Raw genomic sequence first — 22,766 nt, forward strand, 5'->3', positions numbered from 1 at the left:
CTCTCTTCCGGAGCCGATTGCATGACGAATGAGACCCTCGTGAACTCGCAGATCACCGACGCCCTGGCGTCCACCCCCACCACTGGCACCGCCGGCACGGGAGGCACCACGCGGCGCCGTACCTCGTCGCGCCGCACCACCCGCAAGACCTCCACGCGCGCCGCCGGTGCCCGGAAGGGCGCGCGGAAGACCTCCGCGAAGCGCGCCACCACGCGTGGCAAGACGGCCGCCCGCGGCAAGACGGCCACCCGCAAGAGCGCTGCTCGCAAGAAGACCGCCCGCGTGGCGGGTCGGGGCGCTCGCAAGGCCACCACGCGGAAGACGGCCGCCGCCGGGAGGACGGCTCGCAAGACGACTGTTCGCAAGACCACCACCGTACGGGGTGGCACCCGGAAGGGCGCCGCTCGCCGCACCACCAGCCGCAAGAGCTCGCGCCGGTAACGTGCAGGAGCCGGGGGCGGGCTTTGCCCCGTCCATCCGCCGCGACCCGTTCGCACCGCTCGCGTGCAGGCGCCGGGGCCGGAGGCGGGCTTTGCCCCGTTCCGCTCCGCTCGCAGCCCGTCCGCTGGAAACACGAAGGGCCACGGGTCGCGGACACTCGCCGCGCACCGTGGCCCTCGAACGCGCGCGGGCGCCCCAGCGGCGCGCCCGGCGCTTTCAAACGTCAACGCTTGAGGCGCAGGAGGAAGATGTCCGCCCGGGCGGCGGGGCGACGGCCGGGGCCGAAGTCGCTCTCTCGGTCCGTGTGGCCGAAGAGGATGGCATCGCCTCCCGGCAGCACCGCCACGGTGGGCATGGCCTCCAGGCCGGCCAGCTCGCCCCGTGGCCTGGGCGGGTCCGACAGGAAGAGTCGGGTGGCCACCACCGCGCCGGTGGCGTCGTAGCGCAGGGCCACCGGCTGCGAGGAACCCATGCCGTCCGAGCTGGCGGCGCCGTCCTCGATGCGGTTGTAGGTGAAGCCTCCCACCACCACCTCGCCTGTGGTGTCCACCGCGAGTGAGCCCACCTGGAGCCCGTCACCGAGGTTGCGGCTCCAGCGCTCCTGGCCGCCCGACTGCGTGGAGATGAGGAAGGGGCTGTAGCGGTAGGGGTGGCCCTGGAGCTTCTTGCTCGCCCAGTCCACGGTGCCCAGGAAGGACCCGGTGGCCACCACCGCACCCTGGCCGTCCAGCCCCACCGCCGTCACGGAGCCGCGCGCGTGCTGCAGCGCCTTGGCCCACGTCAGCGCGCCGTCCGAGTAGAGCGCCAGGAAGGGGCTGCCGTCGCGGGTGGACTCCACGCGCTGGTTGCCGATGCGCACCGCGCCCACGTAGCGGCCGCCCACCGCCATCCGCCCACGGCCGTCCACCGCGAGTGTGGTCAATTCGACGGAGTCCTCCTTGCCCTCGGGCCTGCCGATGGAGAGGGAGTGCTCCGCCTTCCCGTCCGCCGAGTACGTCACCACCACCGCGCCGGAGTCGTTGAAGGCCACCAGCGCGCGGCCCTGTGCATCCACCGCGAGGTCCGCCACGGTAAGGCCAGTGCCCGCGGGCGTCGCCCAGACGAGGTTTCCATTCGCGTCCAGCCGGGCCACGAAGGCGCCGTCGCCCAGCTCGCGCGTCTCGAAGTCCAGCAGGCCCGTCACGTTGCCCGCCAGGAAGAAGCCGCCCGCGGGGTCCACGGCCACATGGGCGCGCACGTCGGCGTGCAGCTCGGCGGGTGTCTCGGGCGAGCGCACCTCGAAGGTCCGCTGCCAGCGCGTCTCGCCATCCGCCGAGCGCCGCGTCAGCACCAGGGAGACCCGGTCATCCGTCCGGGTGCGGGTTTCCAGGTCGTCGATGCCGTGGATGGCCACCGTGAAGATGTCGCCGCTGGCGTCCACCGCCGCGTCCAGCGCCAGGTCGTCCTGCGGCGTGCCCTCGCGCGCCACCCACAGCGTGGCACCCGGGCCCGGCGGGGGCGGCGGTGGCTCCGGCGTGGGTTCCGGGCGGGTGTCCGGAGGCTCCTCTTCCTGGGGTTGCTCGACAGGCGGCGGGAGGTCGCCACCGTCCTCCGGACCAGGCCCGGGCGCCGCGGAGCAGTCCTCTCCGAGCGTGTCCACGCAGTCTTCCGTGGCGGGAGGCGTGTCCACCTCACCGCTGCTGCAAGCCGTCACCAGCCCCATCCAACCCAGCACCGTCATCCCGATGACGGTCCGGGCCCAACGCCACCCCAGCCCCAGTCGCATGATGAAAACCCCCTCCGCCGAGGAGGAGGGTCCGCATGCCACACGGTGCCAGCAACAAGGGGCTCGACGTCTGCCCGCCTGCCCGCCCCGCTGCGCAACGGCCGCCGCACCCGAGTGGAACGAAGGTTCCTTCCGCCGCACCCCGCCGCGCCACAGGTGGGGCGCGCGGTTTACCCACTCCGGGCGCGCGCGGGCCGTGGGTGCCCCCGCTCCACCTCAGTGACGGGTGGGCGGCGGCTCATCCCCCGTCGGGGCCGGAGGAGCGAGCTTCTGGGCGAGGAGGGCGAGCAGCTCCTTCGTGGTGAGTCGGCCCGCCTGGTCCTTGCCTTCGAGCACGCCGGCCACCAGCGCGCGCTTGTGCTCGTGCAGCGCGAGCATCTGCTCCTCCAGGGTGCCGCGCGCCACCAGCCGGTAGACGGTGACGGGCCGCTCCTGGCCGATGCGGTGGGCGCGGTCTGACGCCTGGTCCTCCACGGCCGGGTTCCACCACGGGTCCAGGTGGATGACGCTGGTGGCGGCGGTGAGGTTGAGGCCGAAGCCGCCGGCCTTGAGGGAGATGAGGAACAGCGGCGCGGTGCCCTCCTGGAAGGCCCGCACGCGTTCTGCCCGTGCACCCTGCGGCGTCTGGCCGTCCAGGTACTCGTACCGGATGCCCTGCGCGTCCAGCACCTCGCGCACCAGCGCCAGGTGCGAGGTGAACTGGCTGAAGACGAGCGTCCGCTGCCCTTCCGCCCGCAGCTCCTCCACCAGTTCCATGAAGCGCTTCAGCTTGGAGGACTCCAGCGTGGAGGTCGGGTCGTAGAGGCGCGGGTGCGAGGCGAGCAGGCGCAGCCGGGTGAGCGCGGCGAGGACTTCGATGCGGCGCTCCTGCTCGCGCAGCTTCGCCTTGCGCGTCTCCAACTCCGAGAGCGCGGCGAGCCGGGCATCCTCGTAGAGCTGCCACTCCGCGGAGGAGAACACCACGGGCACGCGCACGTCGGTGCGCGGCGGAAGCTGCGCCTCCACCTGGGCCTTGGTGCGCCGGAGGAGGAAGGGTTGCAGCACGCGGGCCAGCGCGGGCGCGGCCGTGGGGTCGATGCCCTTCTCGATGGGCGCCGCGAAGCGCTCGCGGAAGGCCTCCCAGCTTCCGAGCAGCTCCGGGAAGACGACGGCGAAGAGGGCCCACAGCTCGCCCAGGTGGTTCTCCAGCGGCGTGCCGGAGAGGGCGAAGCGGAAGTCCGCCTCGAGCAGCCGCGCGGCGCGGAAGCGGTGCGTCGCCGCGTTCTTCAGCGTCTGGGCCTCGTCGAAGACGACGGTGGAGAAGCGCAGCGAGGACAGCCGCTCGATGTCGCGCGTGAGCAGGCCATAGCTGAGCACGAGGACGTCTTTCGGCCCCAGGCGCTCCAGCGTGCCACCCCGGTCCTCCGCGTCCGCGTAGAGGTGCATCCGCAGCGACGGAGCGAAGCGCTTCGCCTCGTCCATCCAGTTGAAGGCCACGGAGGTGGGCGCCAGCACCAGCGCGGGGCCGAGCCTGCTCCTGTCGAGCAGCACGGCCAGGGCCTGCACCGTCTTGCCCAGGCCCATGTCGTCCGCGAGCACGCCGCCCGCGTTCCACGAGGCCAGCCGCGTGAGCCAGCGGAAGCCGTCGAGCTGGTAGTCGCGCAGCTCCGTCTTCAGCGTCGCGGGGACACGGGGGCGCAATTCCTTCGCGGCGAAGATGCGCTCCACGAGCTTCTGCCACGCGACGTCCGACTCCACCTTCGCGCCCGCGGCGCCGAGCGCGCTCAGGGCCTCGGCGGCGGACGGGCCGACCTCCAGGCCGTGGCGCGAGAGGTACGCGTGGTCCGACAGCCGCTCCAGGTGCTGGCGCAGGGCGTCTTCAATCTCCACGTAGGACTGCGCGGAGACGTGGACGAAGCGCTCCTTGCGGCGGGCCGCGTCCAGCAGTCGTGCCAGCTCCACGCGCTCTCCGTCCACGGACAGCGCGCCGAGCACGCCGAACCAGTGGCGCTTGCGCTCGACGGTGACCTTGAGGGCGGCGGGCCCGCGCCCGGCGAGCAGCCGCAGGGGCGCGCCAGTCCATTCCAGCTCGGGCTTCGGCTCCAGCGCGGCGCAGACCTTGAGCAGCGTCAGCGCGCCGTGGGCGCTGGTGTAGAGGAAGGTATAGGGGAAGACCTCATCCGGACTGGCGGTGTCGAGCGGGAGCCGGGCCAGGAGCGCCTCGGCGGCCTCGCGCTCCTGGACGAAGTCGCGCACCGCATGGAAGGGCGTGGTGCCCCGCCGCACGTGGACATCGCGGGAGCCCTCACCCGGGACGAACGCTCCACTGTCGGGAAGCGGACGCGTGCGGACCTCCAGGCGCACGCCGCCGCCGTGCTGGGCCTCGAGCCGCAACACGATGAGGTTGCGCGTGGGGAGCGCCTCGCCCATGACGCTGCGGGGCATGGCCACCGGCAGGCGCTGGGAGAACCTGGACAGGCGCTCCAGGAGCGCGCCGTGGCTCTCCGGAGGGAAGGCGTTGCCGTGGCGCTGGAGCACGGAGAGGACGGCGCGGGCCTCCGCGCTGACGTCGAGCACGGTGAGCCGGCGCGAGCCCTCGTCCCACAGGAAGAGGGCTTCGTCGGGCTTCGACCTACGGACGCGCTCCAGCAGCGTGGGGGGAAGTGTCGCTCCGTCCACACCCGCGGCGACGATGACGGTGCCGTCGCGGTCCTCGGCGACGAGCCCCACCCGGGCGCGTTCGACTCGCACCAGCTCCGGGGTGTCCTCCAGGAAGATGCGCGGGTGGTTGGCGAGCTCGAAGAGCAGCTCTCGCGAGGCGGGGGCCGCGGTCTCCGGCAGCAGCGCGGCGAGGCGCGCGTCGGTGGGGGACAGCAGCGAGCCGTACTCCTGGAGGAGCCGTCGCCGGGTGAGTCGCGAGCCGGTGCTGAGCTGGCCCTTCTTGTTGCGGCGGTGGACGTAGGGGGCGAGCTCCACGCCGTAGCTCGGGATGACCTCCAGGCGCCAGGAGAGCTCCGAGCCCGCCGCCGCGCTCGGGCTCTCCTCGACGGCGCGCTCCAGGGCGCGCAGCGTGCGCTCCCAGGCGGGGCGGACCAGTTCCTCGAGCAGCTCACCGAGCTCGTCCGTCCAGGGCTGGCGCAGCCAGAGCAGGGCGGTGTCGATGGCGGCGAGCATGTGGACGCACGCCGTGGCGCCGCAGGAGCAGTCCGCCTTCACCTCCGTGGGCGAGAAGGTGAGGCGTGCCTCGGGGAGGATGAAGCCGGCCACGGCGCCGAGCGGCAGTTCCGAGCAGCGGATCTCCTTGAGCTTGAAGCCGGGCAGGACGGCGTCGTGCTGGAGGGTCTCCGGGGACAGCCAGCGCCGCGGCCGGGCGGCGACCGTGTCCGGGATGCGGGCGCGCAGCTCCACGAGGAGGCGGTGGACGGGGTGCGTGCGGGCTTCCTCGGGAGGACGCAGGCGCTCGGGGATGGAGGCGCGGGCGTCCTCGGCGGCGGCGCGCTCGTCCTCCAGGAAGCGGCAGGCGAGGCGGGGGAGCAGCTCCCGCATCTTCGGGGACGGCTGGACCTCGGAGGTCCAGCGCGCCACGGACTCCGAGCTGGCCAGCTCCACCAGCCTGCGACCGGCGATGGCCATGCGGAACTGCGGCACCAGCGGGGCCTCCACGCGCGGGCCGAGCATGACGAGGCTGAGGCGGGTGACGTGCTCGATGCCGTGCGCCCGGAGCCACGTGAGCAGTGCGCCATCCGTGTCGAAGGGAGGGCCTCCGGCCTCCTGCGAGGAGCGAGGGGAGGACGGCGCGGGCTCGGGAGGCATGCGGTGGCTGTTTCTTCAGGATGCGCCGGGGAAAGGCAAGCATCCGGGGCTGAGTGTCACGACCATGCAACGGCGACGGCTGTGAAGCTACCTCGGTAACGAGGAGGTAACGATCATGTAAACACAGCGGTCACGTACTGGCCCCCATGTGCCACGGCTCTGTAGAAGCAGCCTATTCGCGGTCTGCGAATTTTACGGAGAGGTAACAGTGTCGGCCCCGCGTGATGCATCCACCCGCGCCAATCTGCTGGGCAGATACGAGCTCGTCACCGAGCTGGGTCAAGGCGGGATGGCAAAGGTGTACCGGGCGCGTGCCGCGGGCCCGGGAGGCTTCGAGAAGACGCTGGTGGTGAAGTGCATCCTGCCGCACCTGGCGCAGGACCCCCAGTTCGTCGAGATGTTCCTGGCCGAGGCCCGGCTGGCGGCGCGGCTCAACCACCCCAACCTCGTGCAGATTTTCGACTTCGGCGAGGCGGCGGGCGCGTACTTCCTGGCGATGGAGTACATCGACGGGCCGACGCTGCGTGCGCTGCTGCGGCGGCTGGCCGCGCAGGGCCAGGCGATACCCTATCCCCTTTGTGCGCGCATCGCGTCAGCGGTGTGCGAGGGGCTCACGTTCGCGCACGAGTTCTGTGATCCGGACACGGGCGAGGCGCTGCGGATGATTCACCGCGACGTCAGCCCCGACAACATCCTGCTGTCACGCAGCGGCAACGTGAAGCTGGTGGACTTCGGCATCGCCAAGGCCACCAGCCAGGCGCCGCAGACGCAGGTGGGCACGCTCAAGGGCAAGGTGCCGTACATGGCGCCCGAGCAGCTGCGCAACGAGCCGCTGGACCCACGCACGGACGTGTACTCGCTGGGGGTGGTGCTCTACGAGATGGTGGCGGGTGCCAAGCCCTTCGAGGCCAGCAACGAAGCGGCGCTGATGCGTGCCATCCTCTTCGAGCCCTTCATTCCCGTGGACGCGCGGCGAGAAGGCGCACCCGAGGCCCTGCTGCGCATCATCCAGCGCGCCCTCGCGAAGGACCGCGAGACGCGGTACGCGGACTGCCGGCAGATGCAGGCGGACCTGGACCGGTACCTGCTGAGCTGCGGGCACCCGGTGGGCGCGCAGCACATGGCCCAGCTCATCAGCCGCGCGGGCGTGCCCGTCGGTGGGAGCCCCGTCGTGGGCACCCCTGTCTCCGGCGGGGTCAGCGTGCCCTGGGATGCGCCGCCGGGCTCCGGCCCTCCGCGGCCCGCCACCGGCCCGTCCATGCGCGCTCCGACGGAGGTCACCCCGCCGCAGCCCACCGGCCCCACCCGCCCCCTGTTCCTGACGCGAGGCCGGGGCGTGCTCCTGCTCGCCGTGGGCGTCGGCGCGCTGCTGGCGGGCGCCGTCGCCGTGGTCCTGCGCCCCAGCGGTGGGGGTGGCCCGCCCTCCGCCCCCGTGGCCGCCAACACGCCGCCCTCCACGGGCGTCCCCGCCGCGCCCGGGGCCAACGGCGCGGTGCCCTCCACGACAGGGGTGCCGGGCACGGCCCCCGCGGGCACGAACGCGGAAGGAACCGTCGTTCCGCCCACCGGCGTCGCCACGGCCGTGCAGGGCGCCACCGTGGAAGGAACCGTCGTTCCGCCCGCCGGGGCCACGGCGCAGGCCCCCGCCGAGCCGGCGGAGGTGGAACTGCAGGTGACGGTGACGCCGCGCAAGGCCCAGCTTCGCCTGGACGACCAGCCGCTGGAGGGCAACCCCTTCTCGGACACCTTCCCCCGGGATGGCCGCGTGCGCACGCTGCGCGTCTCCGCCTCCGGCTACACGACGGTGGTGAAGGAGGTGCGCCTCGACCGCGACCTGGCGCTCGACATCACCCTCTCCCGGCGCGGCCAGGAGTCGCGCCGTCCCGCCGTCGTGGAGAGCCCACCGCGCGAGCCGGCCCAGGTGCAGCCCCAGTCGCCGGACTTCGCCGAGCTGCCCGCGAAGCCGGCCCGGCGCAAGCCGCCCCGGCGCACCCTCGACCCGGACGACCCCTGGGCCGAGCAGGGCGCTACCCCTTCCTCGGAAACCCCATGACCCCCATCTCGATGTGTCATCCGAAGCGGCTCGCCCTCGTGCTCCTGGTGGCGATGGCCGCGGGCAGCGCCAGCGCCGCCCCCGCTCGCAAGGCCCCCACCCCGCGCAACCAGCAGATGGAGGAGGCGCAGCGGCGCTACGAGCGCGGCAAGGAGTTCTACGAGGAGAGCGACTTCCGCGCGGCGCTGGTGGAGTTCGAGCGCGCCTACGAGCTGGCGCCCAGCTACCGGCTCCTCTACAGCATCGCCCAGGTCCAGTATCAGCTTCAGGACTACGCGGGCGCGCTGAGCAGCTTCCAGCAGTACCTGCAGGAGGGGCAGGCGGACATCACCGCCCAGCGCCGCGAGGAGGTGCAGCGCGAGGTGGAGCGCCTGCGCTCGCGCGTGGCCTCGCTGGACATCGTCACCCAGCCGGTGGGCGCGCAGGTGTCCGTGGATGACCAGCCGGTGGGGCGCACCCCGCTGTCCGAGCCGGTGGTGGTGAGCGCCGGCCGGCGCAAGGTGACGGCCGAGCTGCCCGGTGAGCCGCCCGTCACGCGCATGGTGGACGTGGCCGGCATGGACAGCGTGCGGGTGCAGCTCGACTTCGCGCCTCCGCCCGTGCCGAAGCCCGCCCCCGTGGCGGCGCCCGTGGCCTCCGCCCCCGTGTCGGCGGCTCCCGGCCTCTCGGCCCGGGCCGAGCCGCGCGGCTTCCCCTGGAAGATGTGGACCGCCACCGGCGCGCTGGCGGTGGGCGCGGGCGTCACCGCCCTGCTCGCCAACGGTGCGGCCAGTGACTTGAAGACGCAGCGGGACACCTTCGGCGTGACGCGCGCCCAGTTGGACGACGCCAGCAGCAAGGCGAAGACGATGGCCCTCACCAGCGACATCCTCACCGGAGCCACGGTGGTGGCCGCCGGCATCTCCGCCTTCATGACCTTCTCCGGCGGCGGCTCCTCCTCCAACGCCTCTTCCGAGGCCTCCGCCCCGTCGGTGACGGTGGGCGTGGGTCCCGGCAGCGTGGGTGTTGCCGGTGCCTTCTAGCCTTCAGACTTCCAGAGCCACACCCATGCCTTTGCCTTCCTTCTCCTTCTTCCGCCGGGCGCGCCGCGTCCTGCTCGCCCCGGTGCTGCTGGCGGCCACCGGCTGCTCGCTGGCCCTGGATACCGAATCCGCGCAGTGCTCCACGGACGTGGACTGCGAGCGCTTCGGCACCTACCCCGTCTGCCAGGAGGGGGTGTGCATGCCGTCCGGGCTCGGCCCGCAGGGCTGCTTCCGCGGTGATGCGACTCGCGACGAGCAGTTCCTCAACCAGTGCACCCGCGCGGAGTGCATCCCCTTCGACAACTGCGCGCGCCTGGGGCGGTGCAATCCCGACGAGGCGCTGCCCGACCTCGTTCCCCGGCCTCCCTGAGCCGCTCCGTCCTCTTCCCGCTCCTCTTTCGAAGAACCGCCACCCATGAGACCTTCCGCCTTTTTCGGCGGCCCGGCGCGCGCGCTGGCCCTGCTCCTCGCCGCGCTCGCCGTCCCGGCCGCCCACGCGCAGACGAACACGCCCACCATCTCCTGCCCCGCCACCCAGGTGGTCTACGTGGCGGGCTCGTCGGCCGTCCGCTCCTTCCTCACGGTGGTGGCGCCGCTGCTCGCCCAGGACACGCCCGCCTACAGCATCGTCTACCAGTCCCAGGGCTCGTGCACGGGCGTCACCGCCATCTACAGCACGGACCCGACGAAGCGGGTGATGAAGGACATTCCCGCCGCGGGGACGCGGGCCGCCAACTACGCCATCCTGCTCAAGGCGGACGGCTCGGCGCAGGAGTGCTCGCTGCCGCCGGAGGGCGTGCTGGTGGACGTCGGCGTGTCGGACGTCTTCGCCTCCACGTGCAGCGTCGAGGCGCCTGCCGGCGTGCAGATTGCCGACTACGAGGGCCCCATCCAGCCGATGACCTTCGTGGTGCCGGTGAACTCCACGCAGAAGAGCGTCAGCGCGGAGGCGGCGTACATGGCCTTCGGGATGGGCGGCAACCAGGGCAAGGCCACGCCGTGGCTGGACCCCACGCTGTTCTTCGTGCGCAACGCCAGCTCCGGCACGCAGCAGATGATTGCCCGGGCCATCAGCGTGCCGGCCGACAAGTGGTGGGGCGTGGACCGCGGCGGCAGCGACGGCGTGCGCAAGAACATGAAGCTGCTGCTGGACGCGAGCTCCTCGGAGAAGGCCATTGGCATCCTGTCCACGGACGTGGCGGACGAGGAGCGCTCCAACCTGCGCATCCTCGCCTTCCAGGCCCGGGGACAGAAGTGCGGCTTCCTGCCGGACTCCACCCCGTTCGCCAAGGACAAGGCGAACGTGCGCGACGGCCACTACCCCATCTGGGGGCCGGTGCACTTCTACACGCGGGTGGAGAACGGGTTGCCCACGGCCGCCGCGGGCGCGCTGGTGAGCCGCTTCGCCGCCCCGCAGCTCGAGCAGGCGTTGCTGGAGGCCATCATCAACAAGCACCTGGTGCCCAAGTGCGCCATGAAGGTGAAGCGCACCGCGGAGATGGGCCCGCTGTCGCCCGTCACCACCGGCCTGCGCTGCGGGTGCTTCTTCGACAAGGTGGCCAACGGTGCCTCCTCCTGCACGCCGTGCGGTGGCCCCGGGGACTGCCCGTCCTCGGCACCTTCCTGCAACTACGGCTATTGCGAGCAGGGCGGCTGAGGCCGCCGGGGCAGGGGCCTTCGGGTCAGCCCCGGGCGCCGCGCGTGGCGGAGCGGGAGTCCTGCTCCGCGTGCTCCAGGTGTTCCACCAGGAGGGCGTTGACCTCCGTGGCCCGTGTCACCGTCATCGCGTGGGCGGTACCGCTCAGCTCGACGTAGCGCGCGCCGGGAATCCCCTGCGCGAGCTCGCGGCCGGAGGCGGGCGTGGCGATGCGGTCATGCTCCGCGCTCGCGACCAGCGTGGGGATGCCGGCCAGGTCGGAGAGGAACGGCCGTGCATCCGCGCGGGCCATGGTCTTCACCTGCTGCATCAGGATGGGCGGGGACTCCGCGAGGTCTCGGTCGAAGAGTGTGCCCAGCTTCTTCGCCATGGCGTCGGGGTCGACGGCCGCCAGCTCATCATGGGTGAGCACCATCTCCATGAAGGCGCGCTGACGCATGCGCCGGGTGCCGATGCGGGTCCGCAGGCCGACGCGCACCAGCCACGGTGTCAGCTTGGAGGGGGCCCTGCCATTCGCGAATGTGCAGAGGAGCGCGAGGCTCCGCACCCGTGTCTTCGCGCGCCGGGCCACGTACTGAGCGATGAGCCCGCCCATTGAGTGCCCGACGAGGTGCGCGCTCTGCCAGCCCTGGGCGTCCATCAGCGCGAGGACGTCCTCGGCCATGAGCTCGAGGGAGAGCGGTTCGGCGGAAGGAACGCTCCTTCCATATGCGCGGTTGTCGAAGCACAGGCACTGGAAGCGTGACGTCAGTGCGTCCAACTGTGGCCTCCAGCCGTTCGCTCCGACGCCCGAGCCCTGGATGAGCACGACGGGAGCTCCCTGGCCCTCCACGAACCAGCTCAGGTTGCAGCCCCGGTGCGTCGTTGCGCGTCGTTCCACGAGCCCTCCAGCGGGAGATGGAAATGACGCTGACATGGCCCGAACGAGCAAGGCGAACCCGTGGCAACGGGCACGTCATGGCAGCCAGTAGGCGACGTGAGAAGGAGGACGGGCCGGAAGTGATGTCAGACCCCTGGGGTAGGAAGTAGTGGACACGCAGTAGAGGGTGGGGTTCCACTCCAGGGAGGCAGGGTCGATGATGGAAGGGTGGGGAGTTGGCGGCCTGGGGAGTTCTGAGATGAGCAAGGAGACGAAGCGCCCGGCGACGTATGCCGACCTGGAGGCGCTGCCCGAGCACATGGTCGGGCAGATAATCGACGGCGAGCTCATCGCCATGCCGCGGCCCATGAGCCCGCACGTCATGGCGCACTCCGTGCTGCTCATGGACCTGGGCAGCGCCTTCCAGCGTGGGCGGGGCGGGCCCGGTGGCTGGTGGATCATGGATGAGCCTGAGCTGCACTTTGGCCGGGATGTCCTGGTGCCGGATATCGCGGGCTGGCGTCGTGAGCGCATGCCCTTGATGCCCCGAGTCCCATATTTCACCCAGGCGCCGGACTGGGTCTGCGAGGTGCTCTCTCCTTCCACAGCGGGCTTGGACCGCAAGCGCAAGAGGGAAATCTACGCACGCGAGGGCATCTCGCATGTGTGGCTGGTGGACCCGGGCACGCGGACGCTGGAGGTGTTCCAGTTGCAAGGCGGACGGTGGGTGGAGCGGGGCACCTGGGCGGGTGATGCTCGCGTGCGTGCCGAGCCGTTCGAAGTGCTGGAACTGGAGCTCGGGGCCTTGTGGAAAATGGAAGCGCCCTGAGCCCCGGATGAGCATGACGGGAGTTCACTGGCCCGCGACGAACCAGCTCAGGTTGCGAGCCCGGTGCATCGTCGCGCGTCGTTCCACGAGCCCCTCCTTGGGGAGATGGGGCGTGATGGCGACAAGGCTTCATCCAGCAACGCGACGCACCAGAAACAGACACGTCGTCGCAGCCAGTAGGCGACGTGAAGAGGAGGGTGGGCTGGAAGTGATGTCAGACCCCTGGGGTAGGAAGTAGTGGACACGCAGTAGAGGGTGGGGTTCCACTCCAGGGAGACAGGGTCGATGATGGAAGGGTGGGGAGTTGGCGGCCTGGGGAGTTCCGAGATGAGCAAGGAGACGAAGCGCCCGGCGACGTATGCCGACCTGGAGGCTTTGCCCGAGAACGTGGTCGGGCAGATCATCGACGGCGAGCTCATCGTCATGCCGCGTCCGGCAGGTCAGCATGGGGCGGCGCACACAGCGCTGATTGGTGAGCTGTACACACCCTTCCAGCGAGGAAATGGCGGCCCCGGAGGGTGGTGGTTCATGACCGAGCCGGAGTTGCATTTTGGCGACGACGTCCTCGTTCCAGACATCGCGGGTTGGCGCATCGACCGAATGCCGGAGGACCTGTCGGCCCCCTTTTTCACCCTTGCCCCAGCCTGGGTCTGCGAGGTGCTGTCTCCGTCCACCGCGAAGCTGGACCGCCATCGCAAGAGTGAGATCTACGCGCGCGAAGGCGTAGGGCACGTGTGGCTGTTGGACCCAGTCTCTCGGACGCTGGAAGTGTTCCAGTTGAGGGACGCACAGTGGGTGCGGCGCGGAACCTGGTCAGGCGAGGTCAGTGTCCGGGCCGAGCCCTTCGAGGCGCTCGAACTGGAGCTGGCGAGACTGTGGCCGCGAATGCCTCAGCCTCCTCGGCCTCCGTGACTCACGCCCTCGCCACGGGCGCACGGGGCGCCGCCTTCGCGGAGAGCGCCAGCAGCACGCCCACCAGCAGCGCTGCTCCCGCCACCACCAGGCGCGGTGTCACTGTCTCACCGAGCAGCAACACGCCACCCACCGCCGCCAGCACCGGCACACAGAGCTGCACGATGGCGGCCCGTGTCGCCGTCAGGTGTGGCAGCGCCGCGTACCACAGGCTGTAGCCCACGCCCGACGCCAGCGCTCCCGAGGCCACCGCCAGTGCGACGCCGTGCCCCGTCGCATGTGGCGTCCCCTGCACCAGCAGCCCCACGCCCGACAGGGCCACCGTCAGGGGCACGGAGCGCAGGAAGTTGTCCGCCGTCGCGGCCAGCGGATTGCGGTTGCCCCGCCCTCGCAGCGAGTACACGCCCCACGCCATCCCCGCGCCCGCCATCAGCGCCGCGCCCACCGGGTCCGGCGCGGACACTCCGGGCGCCGTCAGCCCCACCAGCCCGCCCAGCGCCAGCACCAACCCCGCCACCTCGCGCCCCTTCGGACGCTCACCGCGCGCCAGCCCCGTGCCCAGCATCGTCGCCTGCACACAGCCGAACAGCAGCAGCGCCCCCACGCCCGCCGGAATGCGCACGTACGCCAGCGAGAAGCCCGCCGCGTACACGAAGAGCGCCAGCGCCGAGGGCCACGAGCCGCCCGTGTGCCGCCCACCCCTCGCCCACAGCAGCACCGCCAGCACCACCGCGCCGGACACCAGCCGCACCCCGGTGAAGGACGCCGCGTCGATGAGCCGGCCGCCTCCCGCCAGCGCCGCGCGGCACAGCAGCGAGTTGGCCGCGAAGCCCAGCAGCGCCAGCACCGTGAGCAGTCCCGTCCGCATCACCGCCAGAATCCCACGGACAGGCCCACGTTGGTGTACCGGCGCGCCAGGTCGAAGGACGCGGTGAGCGCCCAGTCCTCCCAGTAGCGCAGGACGAACACCTCGAAGCCGCCCGTGAAGTGCGGCCGCGCCGGCCTGCCGTCAAAGGGCGAGGGCTCCGCATAGACGCCCGCGCGCAGGCGAATCATGCCCGGCACCGTGTCGTGCTCCACGCCAATGCGGGGCGCGAACTCGGAGGCGTGGCCCACCGGCTGCTCCTCCCCCGTGGAGGCGAACGAGCGCAGCGGCACCGCGTTGTCCACGCCGGAGAAGAGGTCCACCTGCGCGCTGAGGAGCCACCGCCCCGCGGGCGCACCCTTCGGCTCCTCCTCCGGCACCGGCAGCGCGTCGCCCTCCACAATCAGTTGCCGCCGCGCCGCTGGAGACAGGCGGTTGTAGCGCTCGGAGCCCTCTCCGAAGCGCCAGCTCGCCCCGAGTGACAGCACCGCGGGCGCCACCACCGCGCCGAAGAGCGTGCGCCCCGCCAGCACCGGCGCCTGCCCGTCCTCCTCGCGCAGGTCCGCCACCACCTCCGGCCTCACCGTCACGCCCAGTCGCCACGCGCGCCCGTGGGGCCGGTACAGCATGTCCACCTCCACGCCCGTGTCGCCGTAGCGAATCTCGTCACCACCCGAGGAGAGGCGGAAGGACGCCTGCACCGCGAAGAGCCCCAGCGCGAGGATGAAGTCGTCCTGCCCGAAGGCCACCGCCCCCGCCAGCACCGACTGCGTCAGTGAAACGCGGATGCGCTCGCTGTCCCCGTTGCACGCGGCCGTGGCGCAGTAGGACACCGCGCTGTTGCGCAGCGCGAAGCCGATGCCGAAGCGCTTGTATTGCAGCAGCAGCCCGCCCAGCAGTTGCCGGCTGTCCTCGGACTCGTCCGGCCGCCCGTCGTTGTCCAAATCCCGCTTGCGCCCGCCCACGAAGGGCAGGTCCAGCCAGGTCAGCGTGACGCCCAGGTCCCAGTCCTTCTCCAGCGAGGCGCTCCGGTGCGCCAGCGCCGCCAGGTTGCTGGGGAAGCCCGCGGCGCCCTCGGCGATGCCCACGTACGCGCCGCCCAGCGCCACCACGCGCGCCGAGCCCAGCAGCGCGCCGGGGTTGAAGTACAGCCGCTCCGGGCGCGGCGCCTGGGGCTCTTCGTCCTGCGCCCACGCCGCCGGAGCCCCGCACAGCACCGCGGCGCAGAGCAGGACCCACCCATACGTGCGTGCCCCGGTGCTCACTTCGCCCGCACCACCTCCGCGAAGAGGCGGTCGGCCTCGGCGGCCAGGCCGGTGTCGCGGAAGGTGAGGCCCCCGGCGTCGTGGGTGACGAGCGCCAGCGTCACCTTCCTCCAGCGGATGTCGATGTCCGGGTGGTGGTTCTCCTTCTCCGCCGCCTGCGCCACCTTCTCCACGAAGGCGATGCCGGCGAGGAAGGAGGGCGCCTCGTACGTGCGGCGAATCATCCCGCCCTCGTGCTTCCACTCGGGATGCTGGGAGAGGAAGGACTGGAGCGCCTCGGGAGCGAGCAGCGTGCGGTCATAGGCCATGACCGCTTTCTACCCGCTCCCGCGCCCGAGGGAAGCCGTCAGTGCCGCGCCGTCAGCGGGTGGACGACCGCGGGTACACCACCAGACCCGCCCCATCAGAAGCCTTCACCCAGATGAAGTGTTCATGGATGTGGGGCTGCTCGCTCCCTGTCGGCGAGGGCGTCATCTCCAGCACCACCCGCCCGGTTTCAGTGTTCCAGCGCGGTGCCACGTAGGCTCCGGAGTTGCCCAGCGCTGCCATCTGCGGCAGAGAGGGGCCCGGGCGCAGCGGGGGCGGGATGCTGGGGAACTGTCCTTCCAGCGACAACGAGCCGGTCTCCGCCAGCCGGTCGCCGGTGACGGCGAAGCGGCGGAGTATCTCCAGCAGCAGCGGCGACGAGGTGTCGAAGGTCCGGGTCCACACCACGCCTTCCTCGTACCCCACGGGCTCGCCCGACACGTCCTGGCAGGGCTCGCCCGGCACGGAGACGTAGCCTCCCGCGGTGCCGGGCTGGAACGGACAGGCCTGGGTCCGCGGCTCGAAGGTCCTCGGGTCCTGAATCATGCTCACCACGAGCAGCCGGGGGCCCGCGCGCACCAGAACCCGCCCACGGAGTCGTTGCCGAAGTAGCGCGTGCCTCCCCCCGAACGCACCCACGCCGCCGTGGGCCCGGTGGCGATGCCCCCGGCCTCGGTGAAGGTGTAGCGGTGCAGCAGCGAATCGCTCAGCAGCACCAGCTCATCCGGAGTGGCGAGCCGAGCGTGGGGACCCGGGTACTGGGAGTTGGTCGGGCTCGCGCCGGCAGGGTAGGGCGCGGTGCCGGCGGGCTCGAGCGCACCGGTGCCCGTGTCGACGTAGCGGCGCACCGTGTCCCCGTCCACCGTCCACACCACGTCTCCCGCCACCGCCGCGGTGACCGGCCGGGTGCTGAGGGACTGGGGCTCCGTGTCCGACTCCCGCCAGGCCTGGTTGCCACACACCCAGGTGCCCTTCGTGGTGCGGTCCAGGTTCAGGCACGACGCGGAGAAGGGGACGCGCGCCAGCTCGGGTTCGCCACGGCGGTCCTTCACGATGAAGACGCCGAACTGGTGGAGGCTGCCCACCGGCGCGAAGGAGACGATGACGTGGTGGCGCCCCTCCACCGTGCCCGCGAAGCGGATGGTGGCCAACCTTCCACCCGGGTCCAGCACCGCCGTGGCGGGCACGGGCCGGTTCTCCGGGTCCTTGACCTCCACGGTGACGGACTCCGGCGCCCGCACCACCCCGTCCGCGTTGCAGGCCTTGACCAGGTCGGCGAGGACGTCGAAGGCCACCTCCTCGCCCACGCCGAAGACGCGCGTAGCCGTCCGCGGCGGTGCAGTGCCTCCCAAGCACTGCACGGGCTCACCCGGGCAGCCGGTGCCACCGCCCAGCGCGAGCAGGGCGGCCAGAAGGCCCATCCAGCGCGGGGCCTTCATCACGCCCGCTCCACCGCTCGCTTCCACTTGGCCAGGTGCCGCTCGCGCACGTCGCCCTTCATCTTCGGCTTGAACACCTTGTCCGCCTTCCACGCGCGGCGGATGGCGTCCGGGCTGTCCCAGACGCCCGCGCCCAGGCCGCCGAGGAACGCGGCGCCCAGGCTGGTCGTCTCCAGATTGCGCGGCCGCACCACCGGCACGCCGAGGATGTCCGCCTGGTACTGCATGAGGAGGTTGTTGGCCGCCGCGCCGCCGTCCACCTTGAAGACGGGGATGTCCCGCCCGCTGTCGCGGCGCATGGCGTCCGCGAGGTCATGCAGCTGCAGGGCGATGCCCTCCAGCAGCGCGCGTGCGAGGTGGGCCACGGTGGTGGAGCGGTCGATGCCGGCGAAGAGGCCGCGCGCCTCGGGACGCCAGTGCGGCGCGCCCAGGCCCGCCAGCGCGGGGACGAACACCACGTCCCCGGAGTCCTTCACCGTGGCTGCGAGCGCCTCGATGTCCGGCGCGCGCTTGATGACCTTGAGCCCGTCGCGCATCCACTGCACCGCGGCGCCGGCGATGAAGCTGCTGCCCTCCAGCGCGTACGTGGTGGTGCCGGTGCCGCCCAGCCGCCACGCCACCGTGGTGAGCAGCCCGGAGTTGGAGCGCACCGGCGTGGTGCCGGTGTTCATCAAGAGGAAGGCGCCGGTGCCGTACGTGCACTTGGACTCACCGGGCTCGAAGCAGGCCTGCCCGAAGAGGGCCGCCTGCTGGTCTCCGGCCATGCCCGCCACGGGCACGCCGTCCGGCAGGCTGCGCATGCCGCGCGTGGTGCCATACACCTCCGCGGAGCCGCGAATCTGCGGCAGGCACGCGGCCGGCACCGACAGCAGCGAGCGCATGTCGTCGCTCCACTGCAGCGTGGTGAGGTCCATCAGCAGCGTGCGGCTGGCGTTGGACACGTCGGTGACGTGCGCGGAGCCGCCGGTGAGCTTGTAGACGAGCCACGTGTCGATGGTGCCGAAGCACACGTCGCCCTTCTCCGCGCGGGCGCGCGCGCCCTTCAGGTGCTCGAAGAACCAGGTGAGCTTCGTGCCGGAGAAGTACGGGTCCACGACGAGCCCCGTCACCTCGCGCACGCGCGGCTCCACGCCCTTCTCCTTGAACCGCCGGCACATCTCCGACGTGCGTCGGTCCTGCCAGACAATCGCCTTCGCCAGCGGCTTGCCGGTGCCGCGCATCCACAGGCCGGTCGTCTCACGCTGGTTGGTGATGCCCACCGCGGAGATGTCACGGCCGTTGAGGCCCGCGTCCTTCAGCGCGCGGGCGATGCACCACTCGCTGGTGGCCCAGATTTCGTCCAGGTCGTGCTCCACCCAAGAGGGCTTGGGGAAGTGCTGGGTGAACTCCTTGTAGGAGCGGCCCACCACCTGGAGCTTCGAGTCGAGGATGGAGACGTGGGTTCCGGTGGTGCCCTGGTCCAGGGCCAGCACGTACTTCGCCTTCGGCATGGGGTGAGTCCTCCCAACGGCAGACGGCCAGATGGGAGGAACCTACTCCAGCCTGGGGGCCGGACAGGCGAGGTTCCTGTCCGGCGGTGGCGGGTAGCCGACGGGGCGACGGTTGCCGAAGAAGCGGCGCACCCTCCAGGGCCTGCTGGCGGCCCTGGAGGCAGGCCCCCTCACTTGCCGGTGTAGATGCCGATGGCGCCCCGGCGGACGATGTTGCCCGCCGAGTCCCGGGAGGCGCTGAAGGCCACCAGCACCTTGCGGGTGTTCCCGCTGCCCGCAATCCGGATGTCCCAGACGGGCAGGCCGGAGAGGCTGCCCAGTACGCTGTTGTGGCTGACGAAGCTGCCCTCGGCGTGCATCCGCATCAGGCCGCGGCCCCAGCGGTGGCCAATCCACAGGCTGCCGTCGCGCGGGTCCCGTTCGATGGAGGAGATGAAGTGGTCCTGCGCGCCGTCCAGGTAGTACGCCGTCACCTGTCCCGCGTCGTTCATCTTCGCCAGGCCCCACGCGAAGCTGGAGAACCACACCGTGCCATCCGGCATGAGCACCAGGTCGCTGACGAGGTCGTCCTTGCGCTGCTCGCGGGTGGGAATCTGCGGCTCGGCCACCGCGTCCGGCCAGAGGTCGATGCGGTTGGCCTTGTACTTCTTCTCCTCTGACTGCTTGCGCGCCATCTCGAAGTTCCACGGCGCGCCGGTGCCGACGTGGCCCACCGCGTTGGTCATGATTTTGAAGCGCGAGCTGCGGATGTGCGTGCCCATCCAGACGTCGCCGTCGGGCCGCACCGCCACGCCCCACACGTCCCCCGCGAGCCGGTGGTCCTCGCTGGTGTTGTCGTCGCTCATGGCGATGGCCGGGTGGACGTGCTCCATGACGCCGAACTTGCAGCGCTGGCGCGTCTCGCGGCCCGTCTCGTTCCCCTGCGCGTCCTTGTAGATGTAGACCCACTCGTTGGCGGCGCGAACCGCCGGGTCCTGGCACTCCGTGCCGCCCTCGTAGTTCGGCTCACCCCAGGCCAGGCCGTGGTTGGAGGCGAACCAGAGGCTGTTGCGCTGCTTGTCCCAGAGGATGCGATTCACGGAGCAGAGCTTCTCGCGGTGGCCGTAGCCGGGCACCGTGTGCTCCACCGAGTGGATGTCGTAGTGCACCACGCGCAGCGTGCCGTCGTCCTGGAGCAGCACGCGGTCCGCGTCGCCGCTCTTGTAGATGGCGGGGTCTTCGTACTCACCGGGGACCTTGTAGAACTCGCTCTCGCAGTTGGGGCGGCCCTCGTAGCCGACCCAGACGGTGCCCGCGGGGCCGCCCGTCACCGCCGTCACCTTGAGGTAGCGCTTCTCCGGCGCGGGGTCCTTGCCCTTCCACGGCGCCCACGGCTTCAGGCCGTCCGCCATGGTGTAGCAGCGGAAGGTGGCCGCGCCCGGACGCAGCAGGCACAGGCCGTCCTCGCCGCCGGCCACCCAGAGGTTGCCGCCCTCGTCCTCGGTGACGCCGAGCACCTCGCGCGGCGCGCCCTCGGCGGCGCCGTAGAAGCGCCAGTCCTTCGCGCTCGGCGGCACGTTTTCGCCGCCGTTCGGATTGCCCGTGCCGCCATCCGGCGTGCCGGAGTCGGGTGTGCCGGAGTCCGGCGTGCCCGAGTCGGGCGTCCCCGCATCGGGCTCCTCCTTCGGAGGCGGGTCCTCTTCTTCCTTCGGAGGCGGGTCTTCCTCGTCGGGAGGCGGGTCCTCCTCGTCGGGAGGCGGAGTCGAGTCGTCCCCGGGACTCTCGTCGGGATTCCCCGAAGGGTCCTCCACGGCGGGACGGGTCTCCGGTGTGCCGCCTCCGTCGCACGCCACCCACAACGCTGCTCCCAGCAACCCCGCCCACCACCTGCTTCGTCCAAGCCAGCGCATACCCGGGTCTGCCTCCAACGTCCGACGGCGGACGTTCCACTCATAGCCACTGAGCCCAGAGGCAAGCGGGGTGCCAGGGCTTGACGCGGGGTGAAGGGCGCTACACGCCGCAGCGAGAGAAGCGCGCGGGGTGGAGTAGGGCGCCGCGTTTCCCACGCGAGGAAGTCCCGCGCCTGACCCGGCGGGGCTGGAGGTCCGTCCACCGGGCGCGCGGCCGTTGGCGGATGGGAACAAATCCACGGCGGATGCGCGCAAGCGCGCCATGAGCCCGGAAGGCATCTTCCGCCTCGCTCGCCGGGACATGTGGTCCCGGCACTTCGACACGAGGACTGGGAACATGGCCTTCACGATGAAGCAGGTGGTGCTGTCGCTGGGTGCGGTGCTGGTGGTGGGGTGCGCGGGCTCGAGGGCAAACCTCGCGGACGCGGACGTGGCCCGGTACACGAGCGACGCGAGCGCGTTCGACACGCACTCGTTCTTCTATGACACGGGCGCGGAGGTGGTGGTCTTCGACGCGCAGTTCACCGAGGCACAGGCGGAGAAGGTGCTCGCCGCCATCCGGGCGAAGACGGGCAACCCCATCCGCTACGTGGTGGTGACGCATCCGAATCCGGACAAGTTCAACGGCGTGGGCGTCTTCCAGCGCGAGGGCGCGAAGGTGGTGGCGAGCGAGGCCACCGCCGCGGCCATCCCCGCCGTCCACGCGTACAAGAAGTACTTCTGGGTGAACGTGGTGAAGGCCTTCACGGAGGAGACGTACCCCGCGCAGGCGAAGGTGGACGTCACCTTCAGCGGCACGTACGCGCTGCCGCTGGAGGGCGGGGCGAAGGTGGAGCTGTCCGAGCTGAAGCACGCGGGCGTCACCACGACGCAGACGGTGGCGTACGTACCGGGCCGCAAGGCGCTCATCGTCGGGGACCTGGTGCACCACAAGGCGCACGCGTGGCTGGAGGGCGGCCTGCGCGACGGCAAGGCGGTGCCGGACGTGGACGCGTGGAAGGCGGCGCTGGACGAGCTGGCCGCGTGGCCCGACGCCACGGTGTACGGCGGACGTGGCGAGGCCGCGCCGGTGGCGGAAGCCATCGCCGCTGAGAAGCGCTACCTGGACGGCATGGTGACGCTGGTGAATGCGTACGCGGCGGAGCTGGGGGGCCGCAAGGCGGAGCTGTGTGGTGACGCGGCGGCTCCGCACTACGCGGAGCTGGAGCAGCGCGCGGCGGCGGCCTTCCCCGAGTACACGCTGAAGTACATGGTGGGCTACGGCGTGTACGGGCTGGTCAACCGCCTCGCCTGCGGCGGGTAGCGGGGGCGGCCCGGGGCGGCAGCGTCACGCCCCGGGCGACGCGCTGGCGGAAGTCGCGGGGACGCTCGCCGGTGAAGGCTGTGAAGGCGTGGGTGAAGGCGGCGAGGCTCTCGAAGCCCACCGCGTAGGCCGTCTGGGTGACGCGGGCGCCGTCCTCGGCCAGCAGCTCCATGGCGCGCAGCATGCGGGCGTCGTGGAGGAAGCGGCGCCACGAGGTGCCGGCCTCGTCCTCGAAGCGGCGCGCGAGGGTGCGCTGGGACAATCCCGCCGCCTTCGCCGCGCCCGCGAGGGTGGCGGGGCCGGTGAGCCGGGACAGCGTGTATGTCATTGCCTTCTCAAGCTCCGGCGTGCGGGCGCGAGGCAGCCTCCACTCGCGAGGTTCCGCGGCCCACTCGGCGAGCAGGTGGGCGAGCGCGGAGAAGAAGCTCTCCGCCACCGCGTCGCGGGGTGGGCGCTCCGGTCCCCAGCGGGTGGAGTAGTGCAGCATCTCCCGCGCGAGCGGCGGCAGGACGAAGACGCGGCACTCCCCCTCCGGCGCGGCGGGCACGCGCGAGGGCTCCAGGTACACGGTGCACAGCGTGGCGGGCTGTGTGGCGCGCACGCGGTGGCGGGTGCCTCCCGCGAGCCAGGCGGCGCGCTGCGGCGGCAGCAGCCACTGCGCGTGCGCCACCTCCAGGTGGAGCGCGCCCCGTGCCGCATAGAGGAGCTGGTGCCGGCGATGCGCGTGCCAGCCAGATGCGAAGGGCGTCAGCTCATCGGTGAGGCAAAAGGCGGACGCGGGCACCGCATCCACGTCCACCAGGGGCTTGGGCAACCGGTCCTCCCTCCTCGCGCGTCGAGTCCCGCGGGACGCACGCGGCCGAACAGGCCGGGAGTATA

At 71.7% G+C, this 22,766-nt stretch carries 19 protein-coding genes; 8 read left to right on the top strand and 11 right to left on the bottom strand.

The features are described 5' to 3' along the window. Positions 1–21: 21 nt before the first annotated feature. Complete coding sequence (locus tag OV427_RS26470) at positions 22–441, top strand: cell envelope biogenesis protein TolA (protein WP_267858956.1); 420 nt, start codon at positions 22–24, stop codon at positions 439–441. 223 nt (positions 442–664) lie between these two features. Here OV427_RS26470 and OV427_RS26475 read toward each other — a convergent pair whose 3' ends face one another. Together OV427_RS26475 and OV427_RS26480 are read right to left on the bottom strand one after the other, a co-directional pair. Continuing rightward, positions 665–2,206, bottom strand: a complete 1,542-nt coding sequence (locus OV427_RS26475) for a hypothetical protein (RefSeq protein WP_267858957.1) — start codon at positions 2,204–2,206, stop codon at positions 665–667. A 216-nt stretch (positions 2,207–2,422) separates the two neighbouring features. After that, entirely contained in the window at positions 2,423–5,998 is a 3,576-nt protein-coding gene (locus tag OV427_RS26480) for a DEAD/DEAH box helicase (protein WP_267858958.1), read from the bottom strand. A gap of 208 nt (positions 5,999–6,206) precedes the next feature. Between OV427_RS26480 and OV427_RS26485 the strand changes: the two genes are divergently transcribed. Genes OV427_RS26485 through OV427_RS26500 form a run of 4 tightly spaced genes read left to right on the top strand, consistent with a single transcriptional unit; the run spans position 6,207 to position 10,730 of the window. Next, a complete protein-coding gene (locus OV427_RS26485) occupies positions 6,207–8,051 on the top strand; it encodes a serine/threonine protein kinase (RefSeq protein WP_267858959.1) in 1,845 nt (614 codons plus the stop codon). Continuing rightward, the gene (locus tag OV427_RS26490) at positions 8,048–9,073 is read left to right on the top strand and encodes a PEGA domain-containing protein (RefSeq protein WP_267858960.1); all 1,026 of its coding nucleotides are present in this window, start codon (positions 8,048–8,050) and stop codon (positions 9,071–9,073) included. The genes OV427_RS26485 and OV427_RS26490 overlap by 4 nt, the downstream gene beginning before the upstream one ends. Positions 9,074–9,098: 25 nt before the next feature. Further along, complete coding sequence (locus OV427_RS26495; RefSeq protein WP_267858961.1) at positions 9,099–9,443, top strand: hypothetical protein; 345 nt, start codon at positions 9,099–9,101, stop codon at positions 9,441–9,443. Between the two features lie 45 nt (positions 9,444–9,488). Then, positions 9,489–10,730 (top strand): substrate-binding domain-containing protein, encoded by a 1,242-nt coding sequence (locus OV427_RS26500; protein ID WP_267858962.1) that lies wholly within the window; start codon positions 9,489–9,491, stop codon positions 10,728–10,730. A 25-nt stretch (positions 10,731–10,755) separates the two neighbouring features. Here the strand turns inward: OV427_RS26500 and OV427_RS26505 are convergent, their stop codons facing one another. After that, positions 10,756–11,610 (bottom strand): alpha/beta fold hydrolase, encoded by an 855-nt coding sequence (locus OV427_RS26505; protein WP_267858963.1) that lies wholly within the window; start codon positions 11,608–11,610, stop codon positions 10,756–10,758. A gap of 238 nt (positions 11,611–11,848) precedes the next feature. Here OV427_RS26505 and OV427_RS26510 point away from each other — a divergent pair, with 238 nt between their 5' ends. Together OV427_RS26510 and OV427_RS26515 are read left to right on the top strand one after the other, a co-directional pair. Further along, positions 11,849–12,418 (top strand): Uma2 family endonuclease, encoded by a 570-nt coding sequence (locus tag OV427_RS26510; protein WP_267858964.1) that lies wholly within the window; start codon positions 11,849–11,851, stop codon positions 12,416–12,418. A 327-nt stretch (positions 12,419–12,745) separates the two neighbouring features. After that, positions 12,746–13,330 carry a Uma2 family endonuclease gene (locus OV427_RS26515; RefSeq protein WP_267858965.1) on the top strand — a complete coding sequence of 195 codons (585 nt, stop codon included), beginning with the start codon at positions 12,746–12,748 and terminating at the stop codon, positions 13,328–13,330. Between the two features lies 1 nt (position 13,331). On the opposite strand, the gene OV427_RS26520 is transcribed toward OV427_RS26515, so the two are convergent. The 7 genes from OV427_RS26520 to OV427_RS26550 all read right to left on the bottom strand — a co-directional run bounded on the left by OV427_RS26520 (position 13,332) and on the right by OV427_RS26550 (position 20,485). Further along, positions 13,332–14,198, bottom strand: a complete 867-nt coding sequence (locus OV427_RS26520; RefSeq protein ID WP_267858966.1) for a DMT family transporter — start codon at positions 14,196–14,198, stop codon at positions 13,332–13,334. Continuing rightward, a complete protein-coding gene (locus tag OV427_RS26525) occupies positions 14,198–15,460 on the bottom strand; it encodes a hypothetical protein (protein ID WP_420718280.1) in 1,263 nt (420 codons plus the stop codon). The genes OV427_RS26520 and OV427_RS26525 overlap by 1 nt, the downstream gene beginning before the upstream one ends. After that, positions 15,457–15,768: a 4a-hydroxytetrahydrobiopterin dehydratase gene (locus tag OV427_RS26530; RefSeq protein ID WP_163994302.1), complete on the bottom strand. Its 312-nt coding sequence runs from the start codon at positions 15,766–15,768 to the stop codon at positions 15,457–15,459. Before OV427_RS26530 ends, OV427_RS26525 begins: the two co-directional genes overlap by 4 nt. 52 nt (positions 15,769–15,820) lie before the next feature. Continuing rightward, positions 15,821–16,345: a hypothetical protein gene (locus OV427_RS26535; protein ID WP_267858967.1), complete on the bottom strand. Its 525-nt coding sequence runs from the start codon at positions 16,343–16,345 to the stop codon at positions 15,821–15,823. Then, positions 16,315–17,205, bottom strand: a complete 891-nt coding sequence (locus tag OV427_RS26540; protein ID WP_267858968.1) for a hypothetical protein — start codon at positions 17,203–17,205, stop codon at positions 16,315–16,317. Before OV427_RS26540 ends, OV427_RS26535 begins: the two co-directional genes overlap by 31 nt. Next, a complete protein-coding gene (gene glpK, locus OV427_RS26545; protein ID WP_267858969.1) occupies positions 17,205–18,695 on the bottom strand; it encodes a glycerol kinase GlpK in 1,491 nt (496 codons plus the stop codon). The genes OV427_RS26540 and glpK overlap by 1 nt, the downstream gene beginning before the upstream one ends. 170 nt (positions 18,696–18,865) lie before the next feature. Next, complete coding sequence (locus OV427_RS26550; protein ID WP_267858970.1) at positions 18,866–20,485, bottom strand: hypothetical protein; 1,620 nt, start codon at positions 20,483–20,485, stop codon at positions 18,866–18,868. 436 nt (positions 20,486–20,921) lie between these two features. On the opposite strand from OV427_RS26550, the gene OV427_RS26555 reads away from it, so the two are divergent. After that, entirely contained in the window at positions 20,922–21,887 is a 966-nt protein-coding gene (locus OV427_RS26555; protein ID WP_267858971.1) for an MBL fold metallo-hydrolase, read from the top strand. Here the strand turns inward: OV427_RS26555 and OV427_RS26560 are convergent. Further along, positions 21,862–22,701, bottom strand: a complete 840-nt coding sequence (locus OV427_RS26560) for an AraC family transcriptional regulator (protein ID WP_267858972.1) — start codon at positions 22,699–22,701, stop codon at positions 21,862–21,864. The genes OV427_RS26555 and OV427_RS26560 overlap by 26 nt on opposite strands. Positions 22,702–22,766: the final 65 nt, after the last annotated feature.

Source organism: Pyxidicoccus sp. MSG2 (genome assembly GCF_026626705.1).
Classification (GTDB): Bacteria; Myxococcota; Myxococcia; order Myxococcales; family Myxococcaceae; genus Myxococcus.

What these genes read in the sequence shown, in the direction of transcription:
- OV427_RS26470 (WP_267858956.1), top strand. Translation starts at nt 22, where the DNA reads ATGACGAATGAGACCCTCGTGAACTCGCAGATCACCGACGCCCTGGCG.
- OV427_RS26475 (WP_267858957.1), bottom strand. Translation starts at nt 2,206, where the DNA reads ATGCGACTGGGGCTGGGGTGGCGTTGGGCCCGGACCGTCATCGGGATG.
- OV427_RS26480 (WP_267858958.1), bottom strand. Translation starts at nt 5,998, where the DNA reads ATGCCTCCCGAGCCCGCGCCGTCCTCCCCTCGCTCCTCGCAGGAGGCC.
- OV427_RS26490 (WP_267858960.1), top strand. Translation starts at nt 8,048, where the DNA reads ATGACCCCCATCTCGATGTGTCATCCGAAGCGGCTCGCCCTCGTGCTC.
- OV427_RS26495 (WP_267858961.1), top strand. Translation starts at nt 9,099, where the DNA reads ATGCCTTTGCCTTCCTTCTCCTTCTTCCGCCGGGCGCGCCGCGTCCTG.
- OV427_RS26500 (WP_267858962.1), top strand. Translation starts at nt 9,489, where the DNA reads ATGAGACCTTCCGCCTTTTTCGGCGGCCCGGCGCGCGCGCTGGCCCTG.
- OV427_RS26510 (WP_267858964.1), top strand. Translation starts at nt 11,849, where the DNA reads ATGAGCAAGGAGACGAAGCGCCCGGCGACGTATGCCGACCTGGAGGCG.
- OV427_RS26515 (WP_267858965.1), top strand. Translation starts at nt 12,746, where the DNA reads ATGAGCAAGGAGACGAAGCGCCCGGCGACGTATGCCGACCTGGAGGCT.
- OV427_RS26520 (WP_267858966.1), bottom strand. Translation starts at nt 14,198, where the DNA reads ATGCGGACGGGACTGCTCACGGTGCTGGCGCTGCTGGGCTTCGCGGCC.
- OV427_RS26530 (WP_163994302.1), bottom strand. Translation starts at nt 15,768, where the DNA reads ATGGCCTATGACCGCACGCTGCTCGCTCCCGAGGCGCTCCAGTCCTTC.
- OV427_RS26540 (WP_267858968.1), bottom strand. Translation starts at nt 17,205, where the DNA reads ATGAAGGCCCCGCGCTGGATGGGCCTTCTGGCCGCCCTGCTCGCGCTG.
- glpK (WP_267858969.1), bottom strand. Translation starts at nt 18,695, where the DNA reads ATGCCGAAGGCGAAGTACGTGCTGGCCCTGGACCAGGGCACCACCGGA.
- OV427_RS26555 (WP_267858971.1), top strand. Translation starts at nt 20,922, where the DNA reads ATGGCCTTCACGATGAAGCAGGTGGTGCTGTCGCTGGGTGCGGTGCTG.